The sequence below is a fragment of the Roseovarius sp. SK2 genome, from assembly GCF_028807495.1.
Lineage (GTDB): Bacteria > Pseudomonadota > Alphaproteobacteria > Rhodobacterales > Rhodobacteraceae > Roseovarius > Roseovarius confluentis.
This window is the reverse complement of the sequence record NZ_JARAMK010000001.1, coordinates 599,404-617,399: the sequence shown is the minus strand read 5'-3', so window position 1 is coordinate 617,399 and position 17,996 is coordinate 599,404. Positions and strand designations below refer to the sequence as shown.

Sequence of the window (17,996 nt, the reverse complement as noted above, 5' to 3'; positions counted from 1 at the left end):
GGCGGCTGGGCCGAACGCCGCCGATCGGGACGAATTCGCGCGGTCACGGTGGCGTGAGGGCGGTTTGCCTGCGGCGGATCGGCGTTATCTTGAATAGGGTATGATGGCGCAGGTTGTGCCCGGTATGGCAGCCTGCGCCCCCGACCTGACAGGAGAGACCGATATGAGACCCCGACTGATCAATCGACGCAAGCTGATGGCGACCGGCAGCGCGGCCGCCGCCGTGGCTCTGGGATCGGGCCTGATCGTGCCGGCGCGAGCGGCGGGCGTGCAGCCGACGCCGACGATGCCGGGCGGCGCCAACAATTATCGCCCCGGTGCGCAGATCGTGGAGCGCATTGGCAATGGCGGCTTTTCCATGACCGGCACGGTGCGTCGTGCGGGGGATGGTGCGCCGCTTGAAGGCCGCCGCATCCAGATGTGGGCGCACACCACCGAGGGGCACGAGCGCGACCCGGAAAGCCATGGTGCGACCCTGACCGACCGGAACGGGCGGTTCGTCATGGACATGCCGCAGATCGTGCCTGCCTTTGGTCAGCCGCACGGCCATCTGGCCTATGATGCCGAGTATGACGATGGCGGCTTCGAGACGGTGTTCCTGCGCCCGGTGATGACAAGCCCGGGGCAGACTTCACTTGACGTGGAGTTCGTACTGGTCCCGGCGTAAAGTCCTGATGTTTCGCAAGCTTTCGATATGGGCGGCGGTCTGCGCCGCCCTTCTTGTGCCCGTCGTGGCGGCGGGGTTCAGCCCGCTGCTGCAATGGCGCCAACCGATCTACATCCTGGCCGGCTTTGCCGGGATCGTGGGCTTTGCCCTGATGCTGTTGCAACCCTTGCTGGCGGGCGGATACCTGCCCGGTGTGCCTGCGCTGAAGGGGCGGCGGGTGCATCGCTGGGTCGGCGCGGGGATCGTGGCGCTGGTGGTGCTGCATGTGGGCGGGCTGTGGCTGACCAGCCCGCCGGACGTGGTGGATGCGTTGCTGCTGCGCTCGCCCACGCCGTTCTCGGTCTGGGGCGTGCTGGTGATGTGGCTGATCTTTGCCACCGCCGCGCTGGCGGTGATGCGCAAGCGGCTGGGGGTGCGGCCGATGACATGGCGGCGGGCGCATACGGCGCTGGCGGTGCTGATCGTTGCGGGCACGGGCCTGCACGCGGTTCTTATTCAAGGCACGATGGAAACGGTGAGCAAGTACGCGCTATTTGCGCTGGCGCTGGGCGCCACGGTGAAAGTGATCCTGGATTTGCGGATCTGGGCGGCGCGGCGTCGGTCCACGCGCTAGGGGCACTTCAGAACCACTGGCCGGGTTCCATCAGGCCAAGATCCAGCAATTGCCGCGAATGCCATTCGAAGGGCGCGGAATTGTGCCACTTGAAGGTGTGGATGTCGAAGGTCGAGCCCGGGTTTCGTTTCAGCGCCTTGGCGGTGCGGAACGAGGCCACCGCCGCCGTCAGGTTGTGGTGCCACGGGCAGGCATAGGTGTTGTATTCTTCGTCGTTGAAGGTGTGATCGGGACGCAGTTCCAGCCCCGGCTTGGCGCGGAACAGCGAGATGCGGTCGATCTTGCGACGTTCCACCGGGATATGCTCCTCGTAGCGCCAGCGCAGACCGCCGAAGAAATCCAGTTGCCGTTCGCGCGGGTGGTTGTGGTTGTCGGGGTCGTTGCGCGCCAGCGCGTAATAGCCCGAGCGGTCGAGATGGGCATCCTCCAGCGACACGGCCCCGGGGTGGCGGTCGAGATCGCCGGCATAGAGGTCCACCACGTAGGTCAACATCGCGTCGCGACGTTCCTCTGTGTGAAAGGCCAGCATTTCGCCCACGGTGCGCGTCTCGCAGAACGGGAAGAACAGGTATTCGGCGTTGAAGCAATAATAGAGCCAGAGGCCCGGTGCGGCCTCGATCACGCGGTTCACCGCCTCGACGAAGCTGTCGCCCGCCGCGATGTCATGGCCGATCCGCTCGACCCGGTCGGCCACGTCGGGGGCCAGGTCAAAGGCGTGGGGCATGAACACCAGCACCGACGCAAACCCGGTGTCAAGTTGATGGCGGATCGCGCTGTCGACCTCGACCTCGTCCTCGACGAAGATCATGGCGACGGGGCCCTTGGCGAGCGCGGTGCCGGGGCTGTCGAAAAAGGCGGAGAGGGTGGGGTACTGCATCGTCATCCTCTGGGGCTGCGCCGGTAAAATTCCGCAATTCGCGGCGCATTGCAAGTCGGGCGGCAGGTGGTGTAGGCAGGCGCCTTGAAACCGCTTGAGATGCAGGGTGTGGCCATGTCCGAAGCGAAGAAGCTATACATCAAGACCTACGGGTGCCAGATGAACGTCTATGACAGCGAGCGCATGGCCGAGGCCATGGGTGGCGCGGGGTATGTCGAGACGGACACGCCCGACGACGCGGACATGATTCTGCTCAACACCTGTCACATACGCGAAAAGGCCGCGGAAAAGGTTTATTCGGAGCTGGGCCGGTTCAAGGGGCTGAAGGACGCCAAGCCGGACCTCAAGATCGGCGTGGCCGGCTGTGTCGCCCAGGCCGAGGGCGAGGAAATCATGCGCCGCCAGCCGATGGTGGACCTGGTGGTGGGGCCGCAAAGCTATCACAATCTGCCGGCGCTGGAGGCCAAGGCACGGGGTGGGGACAAGGCGCTGGATACGCAGTTTCCGCTGGATGACAAGTTCGAGACGCTGCGCAAGCGCGGTGGCAAGGCCAAGCGCGGCCCGACCGCGTTCCTGACCGTTCAGGAGGGCTGCGACAAGTTCTGCGCCTTCTGCGTGGTGCCTTATACCCGTGGGGCCGAGGTAAGCCGCCCGGTCAGCCGCATCGTGGACGAGGCGAAGGAGCTGGTGGAACGCGGTGTGCGCGAGCTTACCTTGCTGGGTCAGAACGTGAATGCGTACCATGGCGAGGGGCCGGACGGGAATGACTGGTCGCTGGCGCAGCTGATCTGGGAGTTGGACAAGGTGGACGGGCTGGAGCGCATCCGGTTCACCACCAGCCATCCCAACGACATGAGCGACGACCTGATCGCGGCGCATGGGGAGTGCGCCAAGCTGATGCCGTACCTGCACCTGCCGGTGCAGTCGGGCAGCGACCGGATTCTGAAGCGGATGAACCGCAGCCATACTGCCGAAAGCTATATCCGGCTGATCGAGCGCATCCGCGCGGCGCGGCCCGATATCCTGTTGTCGGGGGATTTCATCGTGGGCTTCCCCGAAGAGACAGAGGCGGATTTCGCGGACACGATGGCGTTGATCGAAGAGGTCCGCTATGGCTACGCCTATTCCTTCAAGTATTCCACACGGCCCGGCACGCCCGCGGCGGAGCGTGCGCAGCTGGACGAGGAGGTGAAGACCGAGCGTCTGCACCGCCTTCAGGCGCTGATCACCGAGCAGCAGCGCGCGATCCAGGACGCGATGGTGGGCCGCGAGGTGGGCGTGCTGTTCGAGAAGGCCGGGCGGCGCGACGGACAGATGGTGGGCAAGTCGGATTACCTGCACGCGGTGCATGTGAGCGACTCCACCGTGCAGTCGGGCGACCTGCGCCGGGTGGAAATCATCGAGAGCGGCGCCAATTCTCTGGGCGGGCGGGTGCTGCCTGCCTGAATTTCCGGCGGTCTGGCCGTAACGCCCTCTGGTGGCGGGGTAATTTGGCCTGTCGGGGTGTGGATAACCCATAGGTGGCCATTGTTTCCCGCAGTGCCACAATATCTGGCTATTTATACTTCACAACGCGCCGGAACTTGCTAAAGTCAAACAATAATTTGTTTTTTGTCGCGGAATCGCTGCCTGGTACCGTGACAAGCGGGGGAAATAATAAAAAGGACAGTGGCTGTGACGAACACGTTTTCGAAAACAGTGCGCACCCTGATGAACGGCCTTGCTGCCGTGGCTCTGGGTGTCGTGGCGATGACCGAGCCCGGTCAGGCGCAAAGTGGCCAGCGGGTCGTGAAAGGTGAGCGTTACGTGCCGACGATCTGGGTCGATCCGGACGGGTGCGAACACTGGGTGATGGATGACGGCTGGGAAGGGTACATGACCCCGCACGTGAACCGCCAGGGCATCCCGGTCTGCCGCCGCGGCAACGTGTGCGGCGTGGTCAACACCGACCAGCTCTTTGCGACTGACAGCGCGAATATCAATTCGGCCGGTCGTGCGCGTCTGCAGGAGTTCTTCCGCAGCACGGGGGCGATTTCCTACATCATCACCGGGCATACCGACAGCCGTGCGTCGGACCAGTACAATATCGACCTGTCCTATCGCCGGGCCAACTCGGTGGCGCGAATCGCTGCCGGCACCGGCGCGCGGATCGCGGATGTACGCGGCTATGGCGAGCGTCTGCCCAAGGCATCGAACAACACCGCCGCCGGCATGCAGCAAAATCGCCGCGTCGAAATCATCTGCATTCGCTGAAGGGGACCATGATGAAACTTCTTAAACTGATCGCCGTCGTTCCCCTTGCGGGCCTCGTCAGCGCCTGCGACGTGCCGAAGACTGACAAGACCGTCGACCGTGGCTTCGATTCCAAGCACCTGAGCCAGCTTCAGGCCGGGATCTGGGTCGATCCGAACGGCTGTGATCACTGGATCATCGACGACGGATCCGAGGGCTACCTGTCGCAGCGGCTGGACAAGTACGGCAAGCCGGTCTGTTCGGGCACCGCGCCGCCGACCGTGGCGACCGGGGGGTACAAGTCGGGTTCGCCCGTGCCGGACCCAAGCACCTGACATGCCGCTTTCGCCGAAATTCGTGCCGCAGCGATACCCGCTGCGGCATTTTTCGTTTCAAAGCCGTGACAATTGCGCCGTGGGCCTTGCCCTTGGGGGCGCATCTTGGCAGCATTGGCACAGGCCTTTGACAGGGAGATTTGATTGGTCACGAACGTGCTGACGTCGCAATCCGAAAGCAGCGACATTCTGGAAACGGTTGTCGAGTTCCCCGACAATTTCCTGTTGATCGACCTGTGCGGCGAATACGACCGCAACCTTGCCGAAATCGAGAAGAAGCTGGGCGTGCAGATCCTGCGCCGGGGCAACCAGCTTGCCGTGATCGGCGATCCGGAGCAGGCCAAGGAGGCGCGCGACGTGCTGCTGGCGCTGTACCAGCGGCTGGAAGAGGGCCGCACGGTCGAGCATGGCGACGTGGACCGAGAGCTGCGCATGGGGGCGGGCGGCAGTGCCGACCGCGGCGCGGGCGACGACGCGGCGGCGGATGGGGGTGACCAGCTTGAGATGTTCAAGGGCGGGCGGGTCGAGATCAAGACCCGCAAGAAGCCCGTCGAGCCGCGCACGGACGCGCAGAAGGCTTATGTGCAGGCGCTCTTTGCCAACGAGCTGGCCTTCGGCATCGGGCCGGCGGGCACCGGCAAGACGTACCTTGCCGTGGCTGTGGGCGTCAGCATGTTCATCGAGGGGCATGTCGACCGCATCATCCTAAGCCGGCCGGCGGTGGAGGCTGGCGAGAAGCTGGGTTATCTGCCGGGCGACATGAAGGACAAGGTCGACCCCTACATGCAGCCGCTCTACGACGCGCTGAACGATTTCTTCCCGGCCAAGCAGGTGGCCAAGCTGATCGAGGAGAAGCGGATCGAGATAGCTCCGCTGGCCTTCATGCGGGGGCGCACGCTGGCCAATGCGTTCGTGGTGCTGGACGAGGCGCAGAACGCCACCTCGATGCAGATGAAGATGTTCCTGACCCGGCTGGGCGAGGGCAGCCGCATGGTGATCACCGGCGACCGCAGCCAGATCGACCTGCCGCGCGGGGTGACGAGCGGGCTGCACGATGCCGAGCGGCTGTTGAAGGATATCCCGAAGATCGCCTTCAACTACTTCACTTCCAAAGACGTGGTGCGCCATCCGCTGGTGGCGGCGATCATCGAGGCCTACGACGCGGATGTCTGAGGCCGGGCACAATTTTCTTTGGAAGAAAATTGCCCGGAAAATTGCAATTTTCCGATCCGGAATTTTGCAAAATTCCGGCCTGCGCCCGGTGTGAGCGTTTCTGTCGATACGGTCATCGAGGATGACCGCTGGCTGGACGCGGGGCTGGAGCGGCTGGCCGTGCGGGCGGCGGAGGCGACGCTGGCGCACCTGGGGCTGGACCCCGCGGAGTGGGAAATCGCGGTGCTGGGCTGCGACGATGCGCGGATTGCCGCCTTGAACGAAGATTTCCGGGACAAGGCGGCGCCGACCAATGTATTGAGCTGGCCGAGCGAGGAGCGGGGCGCAGGCACCGACGGTGACGTGCCGGACCTGCCCGATGCGGGCCTCGACCCCGAGCTGGGCGATATCGCGATCGCCTTCGACACTTGCGCGAAAGAGGCCCGCGCGGCGGGCAAGCCGATGCAGGACCATGTGACGCATCTTATCGTTCACGGAATCTTGCATTTGCTGGGCTACGATCACGTTCGTGACAAGGATGCCACCTTGATGGAACGAACCGAGGTGGAGATACTTGGCAAACTGGGTCTGCCTGACCCATATTGAGTTACCCGTTGTCCGCGAACGCGGGCACGATTCGGAAAGGTAAGATGAACGACAGCAACGACGCCTCTTCTATGGCAGCGCATGGCGCGCGGTCCGAGGCATACAAGGGCGACGATCCGGCAGAGGATCAGAACGACACGCAGGGCGGGTTCTTCCGTCGCTTCTTTGGCGCGCTGGGCGTGGACGAAGAGTATGGCGGCGAGGAAGACGACCTGCAGGGTGATGGGGATGACACGACAGGCAACGGCCTCGCGCCCAACCTGGGGCTGGGCAACCTGCGGCGGCTTTCCGTCGAGGACGTGATGATCCCCAAGGCGGACGTTGTTTCCGTACCCGCAACAGTCACCAAGGATGAACTGGTCCAGACGTTCCGCGAAAGCGGGCTGACGCGTCTGCCCGTGTACGAGGGCACGCTGGACACGCCAACGGGCTTTGTCCACCTCAAGGATTTCGCGCTGAAGCACGGATTCAACGGGCAGGGCGCGGATTACTCGCTGGAAGAGCTGTTGCGTCCGCTGATGTACGTGCCGCCATCGATGACGATCGGCGTGCTGTTGCAGAAGATGCAGGCCGAGCGCCGGCACATGGCGCTGGTGATCGACGAATATGGCGGGGTCGACGGCCTGGTGACCATCGAGGACCTGATCGAACAGGTCGTGGGCGAGATCGCCGATGAGCACGACCAGGACGAGGGCGCCTATTGGTCCGAGGAAAAGCCCGGCTCTTATGTGGTGCAGGCCAAGGCCCCTCTGGAGGAGTTCGAGGCCGAGATCGGGCTGTCGCTGACCGACTCGGAAGAGATCGACGAGGAAGAGATCGACACGCTGGGCGGGCTGGTCTTCATGCTGCTGGGCCGCGTTCCGGCGCGGGGCGAGCTGGTCGAGCATCCCACGGGCATAGAAATCCAGGTGCTGGATTCCGATCCGCGGCGGATCAAGCGGCTGCGGGTGCGCCTGCCCGAGGCGATCGAGGGGTAATTCATGGTCCGTCTTGACGCGCTGACGCGGCAGATCGGTGAGGGCCGCGTGTGGACGCGCTATGCCTTTGCCGCCGGCCTGGGCGCCGCGGCGGCACTGGGGCAGGCGCCGTGGGGACTGTGGCCGCTGACGATTATCGCACTGGCGGTGATTTTCGGCCTTTGGCGCGAAACCCGCGGGTGGCTGTCGGCCACGATCCTCGGGCTGGTGGCGGGCACCGGCCATTTCGTCATCGCGCTCAGCTGGATTTTCGAGCCGTTCCTGGTGGATGCCGCGCGGCATGGCTGGATGGCGCCCTTCGCGGTGCTTGGGTTGTCGGTCTTCATGGCGTCCTACTGGGCCGCGGCCTTTGGCGCCGCACGGTCAATCGCCCCCCGCAGCGGCGTGGCGCTGGTCGGGGCCTTCGTCATCGGAGAGGTGCTGCGCGGATGGTTTTTCACCGGGTTCGCCTGGGCGCAGGTGGGGCATGTGCTGATCGACACGCCCTTGCTGTATTGGGCGTCCGTGGGCGGGGCCCTGGGCCTGTGTGCGCTGGTCATGGGGGCGGCGGTGGCGCTGTGGCACCTGGGCGCGGGCCGGCGCATGGCCGGGGCCGCAGGACTCGCGGGCATCGCGTTGCTTTATGGCGCGGGCGCGGCAATGACGCCGACGGACGCCGCCGCACCGGGACCGGAGGCGCAGACGGTGCGGCTGGTGCAGCCCAACGCGGCGCAGCACGAGAAATGGCGGCCCGAGAACCTGCAGATGTTCTACGACCGCCAGCGGCAGTTCACCGCCGCTCCGGGCGAGGATGGACGACCCGACCTGGTGGTCTGGCCGGAAACGGCGATCCCCACCTTCCTGCACGAGTCCGACGACCTTTTGGGCGGCATCGCGGCCTCGGCGCAGGGGGCACCGGTGGTGCTGGGCCTGCGGCGGCTGGACGGGCAGCGGTTCTACAACTCGCTTCTGCGGCTCGACGAGACCGGCGCGGTCAGCCAGGTCTATGACAAGCATCACCTTGTCCCGTTCGGGGAGTTCATGCCGCTGGGCGACCTGATGGCGCGGTTCGGCATCCATGGCCTTGCCGCCGAGGAGGGCGGGGGATATTCCGCCGGGCCGGGGGTGGAGCTTGTGGATATGGGCCGCTTGGGCACGGCGGTGCCGCTGATCTGCTACGAAGGGGTGTTTGCCCGCAACATCCTGTCGGCCCCCGAGCGGCCGGACATGATCCTGATGATCACCAACGACGCGTGGTTCGGAAAGATCTCGGGGCCCTACCAGCACCTTGCGCAGGGCCGGCTGCGCAGCGCCGAGCAGGGTCTGCCCATGGTGCGCGCGGCCAATACCGGCGTCTCGGCCATGGTCGACGGCACAGGCCGGATTCTGGCGCATATCCCCCTGGGCGAGGCGGGCTGGATCGACACGCCCCTGCCGCCGCCCTTGCCGCCGACGCTTTACAGCCGGACGGGCGAGGCGCCGGTGCTGGTGCTGGCGGTGCTGCTGATGCTGGCGGGCGGGGTCCTGTCACGCAGGCAGCGCGAGGCGCGGACTTAGCGATTGACCTTCGGGTACGGCCCGCCTAAGGAAGCGAGGTACCTGTCACAACGGCTTCCTGGCGTGGCGGGAATTGACCCTAATGGAGCACTTTCATGTCCCGAGATAATTACGTTTTCACCTCCGAATCCGTTTCGGAGGGGCACCCCGACAAGGTGTGCGACCGCATTTCCGATGCGATCCTCGACGCGTTCCTGTCCGAGGACCCGCTGGCGCGGGTGGCCTGCGAGACCTTTGCCACGACGAACCGTGTCGTGATCGGCGGGGAAGTCGGCCTGACCGACCAGAACAAGTTGCGTCAATACATGGAAAGCGTGGAGGATATCACGCGGGCCTGTATCAAGGACATCGGATACGAGCAGGACAAGTTCCACTGGAACACCTGCGAGATCACCAACCTGCTGCACGAGCAATCGGCGCATATCGCGCAAGGTGTCACCGGCGAGCGCGGCGACGAGGGCGCGGGCGATCAGGGCATCATGTTCGGCTATGCCACGAACGAGACCGACGCGATGATGCCCGCCCCGATCCAGTTCAGCCACGCGATCCTGCGGCGGCTGGCCGAGGTGCGCAAATCGGGGGCCGAGCCGACGCTGGGCCCGGATGCCAAGTCGCAGTTGACGGTGCGCTACGAGGGCGGCAAGCCGGTGGGCGTCACCTCGATCGTGCTGTCGACGCAGCATTTCGACGAGGACATGAGCAGCAAGGACGTGCGCGCGGTGGTAGAGCCCTATATCCGCGAAGTCCTGCCCGAGGGCTGGATCGGCGACGACACGTCCTGGCACGTGAACCCCACGGGCAAGTTCGTGATCGGCGGACCCGACGGCGATGCGGGCCTGACGGGCCGCAAGATCATCGTGGACACGTATGGCGGCGCGGCCCCGCATGGCGGCGGCGCGTTTTCCGGCAAGGACCCGACCAAGGTGGACCGCTCGGCGGCCTATGCCGCGCGCTACCTGGCCAAGAACGTGATCGCCGCGGGCATGGCGGAACGCTGCACCATCCAGTTGAGCTATGCGATCGGGGTGGCGCAGCCGCTGTCGGTCTATGCCGACACGTTCGGCACCGGCGCGGTCGAGCCCGCGGAGATCGAAAAGGCGATCCGCAAGGTCATGGACCTGACGCCGCGCGGCATTCGCGAGCAGCTGGAGCTGAACAAGCCGATCTACCAGCGCACCGCGGCCTACGGCCATTTCGGACGCGAGCCCGACGCCGATGGCGGTTTCAGCTGGGAGCGCACGGACCTGGTGGATGCGTTGAAGAAAGCGGTCTGAGCCAGACAGCACGGCATCGAAACGCGGGGGATTTCCTCCGCGTTTTTCATGCGCGACATGGCCCGCTGCGGCCCTTAGACTGCGCCAAAAGGGAGGGACCGGGATGATCCTTGATATCGGCCTGCCGCTGGCGCTGGCCTTCATCATGTTCTCATTGGGGCTGGGGCTGCATTTCGCCGATTTCGGCCGGGTGCTGCGCCTGCCCAAGCCTGCGCTGACCGGCATCGTGGCGCAGATCGTGCTGTTGCCGCTGGTGGCCTATGCGCTGATCGCGGCCTGGGGCTTTGGCGGGGGCATGGCGTTCGGCATCATGCTGCTGGCCTTCAGCCCCGGGGGCGTCACGTCGAACATGCTGACCAAGCTGGCCGGGGGCACCGTGGCGCTGTCGATCACGCTGACGGCGGTCGTGAGCCTGTTGTCGGTGCTGACGCTGCCGGTGCTGGTGGCCTGGGCTGCGACGCATTTCATGGGCGAGGCCGCGCCCGAGATCAGCGTCGTGAAGGTGGGCGTGGCGATGTTCCTGATCACGGCGCTGCCGGTCTTCGTCGGGCTGCTGCTGCGCCGTTTCGCGGCAGGGTTCGCGCTGCGGATCGAGCGGGTCTGCGAGATCGTGGCGCTGATCCTGTTCGTGCTGATCGTGGCGGCGGCGATTGCCAGCAACTGGGCGCTCTTGACAGAAAGCTTCGCGCGGCTGGGGCCGTTCCTGATCGTGCTGAACCTGGTGTTGCTGGCTGTGGGGATCGGCTTGGCACGGCTGATGGGGATCGCCGGGCGCGACGGCCTGGCCATCGCGGTGGAGATGGGCGTGCAGAACGCCACGGTGGGGATCACCATCGCCAATATCGTCGCGGCCAGCACGGGACTGTCGGAATTCGCCGTGCCGTCGGCGGTCTATGGTATCTGCATGTACCTGGTGAACATTCCCGCGCTGCTGGTGCTGCGCCGGGTTTTCGCGGCGGAGGCGTGAGATGAGCGAAGGCAAGCATTCCTCGGGCGCGCCGTGGCGCAATTTCTACGGCCGGTTCAAAGGCAAGCACCTGAAGAAATCGCAGGAAGCCTACCTGGACGAGGACCTGGCCGCGTGGTCGCCGGGGGCCGTGGACTGGGAGGTGAACCCCGAGCGAAAACCCATAGACCTCAGGGCCTTGTTCGGCGAACGTGATGTATGGCTTGAAGTGGGTTTCGGCGGTGGCGAGCACATGATCCACCAGGCGGCGGAGAACCCGGACGTGGGGATCGTCGGCTGCGAGCCCTACATCAACGGGGTCGCGAAACTGCTTGGGCAGCTGCGTGACAGCCATGTCGAGAACGTGGCGATCCATCCCGGCGACGTGCGTGACATGTTCGACGTCCTGCCCGAGGCCAGCATCGCGCGGGCGTTCCTGCTCTATCCCGACCCGTGGCCCAAGAAACGCCACCACCGGCGGCGGTTCGTGACGCCCGAGCACCTGGAGCCGCTGGCGCGGGTGATGAAGCCGGGGGCGATTTTCAGAGTCGCCACGGACATTCCCGATTACGTGCGCCAGACGATGGAACAGGTGCCGCGCCACGGCTTTACCTGGTTGGCCGAGGGGCCGCGCGACTGGCGGGAGCCGTGGGGTGACTGGATTTCCACCCGCTACGAGCAGAAGGCCCTGCGCGAGGGGCGGGTGCCGCATTACATGACCTTCCGGCGCGATTGACCGCGACCGGCTGGTCTTGAGTATTTGAAGCAAGAAAAAGCCGTGACGCGGCGGGTCATCCCGCCGAGCGCATGGCTTACATGTCGAAACCGTCCGGGCAGGCGACTTCGAACGAAAAGACCGTGCCGTCGACCTCGCCTTCGAGCACAAGCGGAAAGCCCGCGGCGTCGGTCGAGGTGCCGAACTGGTGAGTCTCGGTGCCGGTGCGAACCTCGATGCTGGTGACGCCGTTGGACACGAAGGCGGCCTCGAAGGCCGGGGCGCCGCCGCTGTCATGAGTGCGGGCGATCACGAAAGGATCGCGTTCGCAGATCAGCGGATGATCGAATTCCGTTTCGCCGAAATGGCCGGTCACGGTGCCATTGGGCGTATCGACCGGCGCCGCGTGGGCGGTTTGGGCCAAGGTCATCAAAAGGGCGATCCACGCGGATTTATAAAGCATCTCAACCTTCCAGGCGTTCGTGCAAAGTAATGGCGGCGGGGCTGGGACACGGCCCGCCCCTGGTTATGCAACCAGCTTGCCCTGCAATCGTTCCAGCATGTCGAGACATTGCGACAGCTGGTCGAGCGCCACGAACTCGTCGGCCTTGTGGGCCTGCTCGATCGAGCCAGGGCCGCAGATCACGGCCGACATGCCCAGGGATTGAAAGATGCCGGCCTCGGTGCCGAAGGCCACGCATTCGGCGTGGTTGGCGCCGGTGAGTTCCGACACGATGGTGCGGGCCTCGTTATCAGTGGTGGGGATGAGGCCCTCGACCTCGCCGATGACCTCGGTCACGATATCCGACTCGGGGTCGACGGCGCGCATGGCGGGCAGGAGCTCTTGCTCGATATAGGTCTTGAGCGAGTCCTTGACGAAATCGGCGTCCGAGGTCTGCACCGGGCGCATTTCCCAGTCCACCACCGCCTCGCTGGGAATGACGTTGTGGGCCACGCCGCCCGACAGCCGCCCGGTGTTGATGGTGGTCCAGGGCGGCTCGAACAGGCTGTTGGCGGGGGCGCGGTCGCGCAGCCTGTGCTTGAGGTCCAGAAGGCGTGCGATGTAGCGCACGGCGTATTCCACCGCGTTGACGCCGCGATCGGGGGCCGAGCCGTGGCCCGCCAGCCCGGAAAAGCGGGTGGTGTATTCATAGCAGCCCTTGTGCCCTTCGATGACGCGCATCATCGTCGGCTCGCCCACGATGGCGACCCCTGGCGTCAGCCCTTTGGCGCGCAGGGTCTGGGCCAGCGCACGGGCGCCGAAACAGCCCGTCTCTTCGTCATGGGTGAAGGCGAAATGCAGCGGGCGGTCGGGGTTAAGCGCGGCGTATTGCGGGGCCATGGCCAGCGTGGCGGCGATAAACCCCTTCATGTCGCAGGTGCCGCGGCCATAGAGCCGCCCGTCATGTTCCAGCATGTCAAAGGGGTTCGACGCCCAGTCCTGATCGGCCACGGGAACAACGTCGCTATGGCCGGACAGCACGATGCCGCCATCGCGTTCGGGTCCGATCGTGGCGAAGAGGTTGGCCTTCTGCCCGGACGGGTCGGGAAAGATCTCGACCCGCGCGCCGACCATGTCGAGACGGTTGGCGATGGAGTTGATCAGGTCGATGTTGGGGTCTGTCGATATCGTGGGAAAGCCGATCAGATCGCCCAGAATGCGCGAGGTGCTGTCCAGCAAATCGGTTCGAGCCGCCACGTTTGTCCCTTTCTTTCGACGATTTCTCTGACGTTGGTCCCGCTTGCAGGAAGGGTCAAGGGGGTAGGGCCCGTTGTGCGCGGAAACTGGGCGTAACCCAAAGATGTTTGTTGCCAACATGTCGCCACGCATGGCTCATGTCGGTGTTGGTGGCGAGAAAAATTCCAGGCATGGATGTGGTTTGCCGGCATATGCGCGTCACGATAAGAAAGTCTGCACCGTGAAGACATGGCCGGTATTGAGGAAGAGCGGTGATACCATGACGGCGATCAATTTTGTCGCCCGCAGTGGCGCGGTCCAAGTGAATCGTGGCGGGGTCCAGACTATCAGGGCGCAACGCCGATCCGGGCGGATGGCGGTCAGGAAACCTCTCTAAACTTTCGGCAAATCGACATTTGTGGGTACGAGCGCGTCGGCCAGAACCTCTAGGTGCGGCTGACAGATGGTCGCGTCGTCGTTGCCTCCGCCTCGAGCGAATGGATGCCTTACCAGATGCGCCAGGGGTGCTTGCCTTGGCAGGCCTCTTCTTCTGGCCGGAAACATCCCGGGGTTTGGGGCTGGCCCCAATCAATAAATAAAGCGCGGCGCAGCCGCACGATTTGATTGGAACTGCGCGGAGGGCCTGTAAGCCGGATTCTGTCGTAGGACGACCATTCATCTGGTCCTGCGGTTGCCCGCAGGCTTTAGCTGCCAACCCGGATCGCGGGGCCAAGGCGGCCCGAATGCGATCCCTATTCGGCATTGCTCCCGGTGGGGCTTGCCATGCCGGTCCGGTTGCCCGTCCCGCGGTGGGCTCTTACCCCACCGTTTCACCCTTATCCCGGATCAAGTCCGGGACGGTCTGTTTTCTGTGGCGCTTTCCCTCGGGTTGCCCCGGCCGGGCGTTACCCGGCACCGTTGCCTTGTGGAGTCCGGACTTTCCTCGCGGGCGTTCACCCACGCGGCCGTCCGGCCCTCCGCGCGAGGGGTGATCTATGCGTTTCCGCGCGATTGCGCAACGGGCCATTGCGCGGCAAGGCCGGCCATGAGCGCCCGGTCAGTGGCGTCTTCGGGGCCGGTGGTGCCGGGGCGAAAGCGGTCGCGGAAGGCTTGCAGGCGTTTTCCCGGGTCGCAGGAGGGCGGGTAGCCGAAGCGCGTGGCGGCGGTGTCGAAATCGCTTTCTGGCGCATCCTCAGGCTCACCCGGCCAGATCGCGAGGCCCTTGCGGGCGAGCCTTTGCCAGCCGAAATGGGGGCCGGGGTCGGCCTTGCGCTCGGGCGCCATGTCGGAATGGCCGATCACCCGCTCGGGCGGGATGGACCAGCGGCGCAGGATGCCGGGCAGCAACGCCTCGAGCGTGGTCATCAGCGGCTCGGGAAAGGGGCGTTCGCCGGGATTGTCGAGCTCGATCCCCACGGAGCGGGAGTTGATGTCGGTCACATCCCCCCAGGACCCGGACCCGGCGTGCCAGGCGCGGGCGACCTCGGCCACCATCTGCCAGGCGCGGCCGTCGGCGGCGATGAGGTAATGCGCCGACACTTCGGCCTGCGGATCGCAGAGACGCTCAAGCGCGGCCTCGGCGCTGGGCATGGCGGTGTAGTGGATCACCACGATGTCGGGCTGCGCGCCAAGGCGGCGCGGCCCGAAGTTGGGCGAGGGGTGCCAGAGCGGCGCTGTCACGCGGCCTGTCCGAAGATCAGTTCTGCACCGCCGCGCGGAACGGGCGGGGATCCCAAGCGCAGGCATATCCATCGCCATCGGGGTCGAGCCCCATGCGGTCGCGGCGCGGTCCGCCCTGGGCCAGGAAATCGGTCTGGGCCTGGTCGGGCGAGTTGTACTTGGCGCAGTTGCGCTGGAACTTGGCCTGCTTGTTGATGCCGACGCGGGTATAGAGCTGTTGACCCTTGGGGTGGCTGGTCTCCAGCGCGTATTGCACGATGTTGGGGCCGGTATTGCCGCTGCGTTCGGGCAGGGCGCCGGGCTGGACCACCTGGTACTGCGCCCGGTTCTGGGCGATCAGTTCTGCGTCATCCTGGATCGAGCGGGCGTTGCCCACGGCATCGAAATTGTTCTCGTTCGAGATGCCGCCCTCGCTGGTCACGGTCTGGGGCGCGGGGTTCGAGGGGCTGGCATGGACGATCTGCTGGCCCGAGTTCTGCGAGGTTTCGGCCAGACGCGCCGCGGTTTCGCGGGCGATCTCGTCGCTGGTGGAGGCCGAATTGAGACCGCCGGTGGGCGTGTAGGCGCCCGAGCCGGCTTGGCGCGTGGCGTTCGTGGACGACGTGACCGTGCCGCCAGTGGCAGGCGCGTTCGCGCCTTGCGTCGCGCTGAGCGGTGCGCCCGGATTGGCCTGGTTGCGGGTCTCGGGCGAGATCGCGCCGGCACGTGGCACGGCCGAGTTGCCTTGAAGCTCCGCATCGCGCGCGCGCTGCTGGGCGATATAATCGTCCGAGGTGCCGAAGCCAACGCCACTGCCGCTGTCAGGAAAGCCCGCGCCGCTGTCCGGGACACTGGGCGCACAGGCGGTCAGCCCGACAAGGGCCGTTACACAAAGAGAAAATCGCATCTGGTTAGGTCCTGCCGATTTGTTTTGCGGCAACTTACCACCATTTGCCGGGTTTGGCCACAAAGCCCGCCGCCGCCTCGAGCGCATAGGCGGTGTTGAGCAGATCGCCCTCTTCCCAGGGCCGCCCGATCAATTGCAGGCCCAAGGGAAGGCCGTTGCGGTTGAGGCCCGTGGGCACCGCGATGCCGGGCAGGCCGGCGAGGTTCACGGTGACGGTGAAGACGTCGTTGAGATACATCTCGACCGGGTCGTCGGACTTGCGGCCCAGCTCGAACGCCGCCGAGGGCGTTGCCGGGGTCAGGATGGCGTCGATGCCTTGGTCGAAGACATCCTCGAAATCCTTCTTGATGAGGGCACGTACCTTGCGGGCACGGTTGTAATAGGCGTCGTAAAAGCCCGCCGACAGCACGTAGGTGCCGACCATGACCCGGCGTTTCACCTCGTCACCGAAGCCTTCGGCGCGAGTTTTCTCGTACATCTCGGTGATGCCGTCGCCCTGCGCCAGCTTGGCGCGGTTGCCGTAGCGCACGCCGTCATAGCGCGCGAGGTTCGAGGAGGCCTCGGCGGGCGCGATGACGTAATAGGTGGGCAGGGCGTACTTGGTGTGGGGCAGCGAGATATCGACGATCTCGGCTCCGGCATCGGCCAGCATTTCCTTGCCTTGGCTCCAGTGCGTCTCGATCTCCTCGGGCATGCCGTCCATGTGGTATTCCTTGGGGATACCGATCTTCTTGCCGCGGACGTCGCCGGTCAGCATGGCCTCGAAATCCGGCACGGGGATGTCGGCGCTGGTGCTGTCCTTGGGGTCGTGGCTGCACATGGCTTCCAGCATGATCGCCGCGTCGCGCACGGACTTGGTCATCGGGCCGGCCTGGTCGAGCGACGAGGCGAAGGCGACGATGCCCCAGCGCGAGCAGCGCCCGTAGGTGGGCTTGATGCCAGTGATGCCGGTGAAGGCCGCCGGTTGCCGGATCGAGCCGCCGGTGTCGGTGCCGGTGGCGCCAAGGCAGAGGTCCGCGGAGACGGCGGAGGCCGAGCCGCCCGAGGAGCCGCCGGGCGTCAGCGCCATTTCGTCATTGCCGCGCCGCCACGGGTTGATGGCGTTGCCGTAAACGCTGGTCTCGTTCGACGAGCCCATGGCGAACTCGTCCATGTTGAGCTTGCCCAGCATGACCGCGCCCGCGTCGAAGAGATTCTGGCTGACGGTGGATTCGTATTCCGGCTTGAACCCGTTGAGGATGCCGCTGGCGGCCTGGCTCGGCACGCCCTTTGTGCAGAAGAGATCCTTGATGCCCAGCGGGATGCCGCACATCGAGGGCGCGTCGCCGGCTTGCAGGCGCGTGTCGGCGGCCTTGGCCTGTTCGCGCGCGATCTCGGGCGTGTGATGCACGAAGGCGCCAAGCGCGCCCGCGCCTTCGATGGCCGTCAGGCAGGCCTCGGTCAGTTCCTCGGAGGTGATCTCGCCCGCGCGGAGGTTATTGCGGGCGTCGGCGATGGTCATTGCATTGAGATCGGTCATTATTCCACCACTTTCGGCACGGCGAAAAAGCCCTCGCGGGCGTCGGGGGCGTTGGACAGCACCTTGTCCTGCTGGCCGCCGTCGGTCACAACGTCCTCGCGGCGCTTGAGGCGCATGGGCGTGACCGAGACCATGGGCTCGACGCCCTCGACATCGACCTCGTTCAGCTGGTCGATGAAGCCGAGGATCGTGTTGAACTCGTTGGCCAGCGCGGGGAGGTCGTCTTCCTCGACCCGGATGCGGGCCAGCTTGGCCACCTTGGCGGCGGTCGCGGTGTCGATGGACATGGGGGCATCTCCGTGT

The 17,996-nt window shown here is 65.5% G+C and carries 19 protein-coding genes, 1 other RNA gene and 1 riboswitch; of the genes, 12 read left to right on the top strand and 8 right to left on the bottom strand.

All coding sequences use genetic code 11. The annotated features are described in order from the left end of the window. Nucleotides 1–163 precede the first annotated feature (163 nt). Entirely contained in the window at nt 164–667 is a 504-nt protein-coding gene (locus PVV74_RS03100; protein WP_103761912.1) for a Twin-arginine translocation pathway signal, read from the top strand. Nucleotides 668–674: 7 nt separating this feature from the next. Then, a complete protein-coding gene (locus PVV74_RS03095) occupies nt 675–1,280 on the top strand; it encodes a ferric reductase-like transmembrane domain-containing protein (protein ID WP_103761703.1) in 606 nt (201 codons plus the stop codon). Between the two features lie 7 nt (nt 1,281–1,287). On the opposite strand, the gene PVV74_RS03090 is transcribed toward PVV74_RS03095, so the two are convergent. Next, on the bottom strand, nt 1,288–2,157 hold the full coding sequence (locus PVV74_RS03090) for a hypothetical protein (protein WP_274592186.1): 870 nt from the start codon (nt 2,155–2,157) through the stop codon (nt 1,288–1,290). A gap of 114 nt (nt 2,158–2,271) precedes the next feature. On the opposite strand from PVV74_RS03090, the gene miaB reads away from it, so the two are divergent. The 10 genes from miaB to trmB all read left to right on the top strand — a co-directional run bounded on the left by miaB (nt 2,272) and on the right by trmB (nt 11,951). Then, nucleotides 2,272–3,603, top strand: a complete 1,332-nt coding sequence (gene miaB, locus PVV74_RS03085) for a tRNA (N6-isopentenyl adenosine(37)-C2)-methylthiotransferase MiaB (protein WP_103761910.1) — start codon at nt 2,272–2,274, stop codon at nt 3,601–3,603. A 303-nt stretch (nt 3,604–3,906) separates the two neighbouring features. Next, nucleotides 3,907–4,410: an OmpA family protein gene (locus PVV74_RS03080; protein WP_245890403.1), complete on the top strand. Its 504-nt coding sequence runs from the start codon at nt 3,907–3,909 to the stop codon at nt 4,408–4,410. Nucleotides 4,411–4,421: 11 nt separating this feature from the next. Beyond that, complete coding sequence (locus PVV74_RS03075) at nt 4,422–4,724, top strand: hypothetical protein (protein WP_274592185.1); 303 nt, start codon at nt 4,422–4,424, stop codon at nt 4,722–4,724. Between the two features lie 144 nt (nt 4,725–4,868). After that, nucleotides 4,869–5,897, top strand: a complete 1,029-nt coding sequence (locus tag PVV74_RS03070) for a PhoH family protein (RefSeq protein ID WP_103761701.1) — start codon at nt 4,869–4,871, stop codon at nt 5,895–5,897. A gap of 90 nt (nt 5,898–5,987) precedes the next feature. Further along, nucleotides 5,988–6,482: an rRNA maturation RNase YbeY gene (gene ybeY, locus PVV74_RS03065; protein WP_274592184.1), complete on the top strand. Its 495-nt coding sequence runs from the start codon at nt 5,988–5,990 to the stop codon at nt 6,480–6,482. Between the two features lie 44 nt (nt 6,483–6,526). After that, nucleotides 6,527–7,459: a hemolysin family protein gene (locus tag PVV74_RS03060; protein WP_103761700.1), complete on the top strand. Its 933-nt coding sequence runs from the start codon at nt 6,527–6,529 to the stop codon at nt 7,457–7,459. Nucleotides 7,460–7,462: 3 nt separating this feature from the next. Further along, entirely contained in the window at nt 7,463–8,995 is a 1,533-nt protein-coding gene (gene lnt / locus PVV74_RS03055; RefSeq protein WP_274592183.1) for an apolipoprotein N-acyltransferase, read from the top strand. Between the two features lie 39 nt (nt 8,996–9,034). Further along, a riboswitch (SAM-SAH riboswitch) is annotated at nt 9,035–9,085 on the top strand. A 5-nt stretch (nt 9,086–9,090) separates the two neighbouring features. Next, nucleotides 9,091–10,269 (top strand): methionine adenosyltransferase, encoded by a 1,179-nt coding sequence (gene metK, locus PVV74_RS03050; protein WP_274592182.1) that lies wholly within the window; start codon nt 9,091–9,093, stop codon nt 10,267–10,269. Nucleotides 10,270–10,372: 103 nt separating this feature from the next. Next, nucleotides 10,373–11,236 carry a bile acid:sodium symporter family protein gene (locus PVV74_RS03045; RefSeq protein ID WP_274592181.1) on the top strand — a complete coding sequence of 288 codons (864 nt, stop codon included), beginning with the start codon at nt 10,373–10,375 and terminating at the stop codon, nt 11,234–11,236. A 1-nt stretch (nt 11,237) separates the two neighbouring features. Then, complete coding sequence (trmB, locus tag PVV74_RS03040; protein WP_103761696.1) at nt 11,238–11,951, top strand: tRNA (guanine(46)-N(7))-methyltransferase TrmB; 714 nt, start codon at nt 11,238–11,240, stop codon at nt 11,949–11,951. Nucleotides 11,952–12,027: 76 nt separating this feature from the next. Here trmB and PVV74_RS03035 read toward each other — a convergent pair whose 3' ends face one another. The 7 genes from PVV74_RS03035 to gatC all read right to left on the bottom strand — a co-directional run bounded on the left by PVV74_RS03035 (nt 12,028) and on the right by gatC (nt 17,980). Next, nucleotides 12,028–12,393 carry a hypothetical protein gene (locus PVV74_RS03035; protein ID WP_274592180.1) on the bottom strand — a complete coding sequence of 122 codons (366 nt, stop codon included), beginning with the start codon at nt 12,391–12,393 and terminating at the stop codon, nt 12,028–12,030. 63 nt (nt 12,394–12,456) lie between these two features. Next, entirely contained in the window at nt 12,457–13,629 is a 1,173-nt protein-coding gene (gene argE / locus PVV74_RS03030) for an acetylornithine deacetylase (RefSeq protein WP_274592179.1), read from the bottom strand. Between the two features lie 609 nt (nt 13,630–14,238). Continuing rightward, an RNA gene (rnpB, locus tag PVV74_RS03025) (RNase P RNA component class A) lies at nt 14,239–14,589 on the bottom strand. A gap of 12 nt (nt 14,590–14,601) precedes the next feature. Next, nucleotides 14,602–15,288, bottom strand: a complete 687-nt coding sequence (locus tag PVV74_RS03020; protein ID WP_274592178.1) for an N-acetylmuramoyl-L-alanine amidase — start codon at nt 15,286–15,288, stop codon at nt 14,602–14,604. Between the two features lie 16 nt (nt 15,289–15,304). Next, nucleotides 15,305–16,174, bottom strand: a complete 870-nt coding sequence (locus PVV74_RS03015) for a hypothetical protein (protein WP_274592177.1) — start codon at nt 16,172–16,174, stop codon at nt 15,305–15,307. 34 nt (nt 16,175–16,208) lie between these two features. Next, nucleotides 16,209–17,693 (bottom strand): Asp-tRNA(Asn)/Glu-tRNA(Gln) amidotransferase subunit GatA, encoded by a 1,485-nt coding sequence (gene gatA, locus PVV74_RS03010; RefSeq protein WP_274592176.1) that lies wholly within the window; start codon nt 17,691–17,693, stop codon nt 16,209–16,211. Continuing rightward, nucleotides 17,693–17,980 (bottom strand): Asp-tRNA(Asn)/Glu-tRNA(Gln) amidotransferase subunit GatC, encoded by a 288-nt coding sequence (gene gatC, locus PVV74_RS03005; protein ID WP_103761691.1) that lies wholly within the window; start codon nt 17,978–17,980, stop codon nt 17,693–17,695. Before gatC ends, gatA begins: the two co-directional genes overlap by 1 nt. Nucleotides 17,981–17,996: the final 16 nt, after the last annotated feature.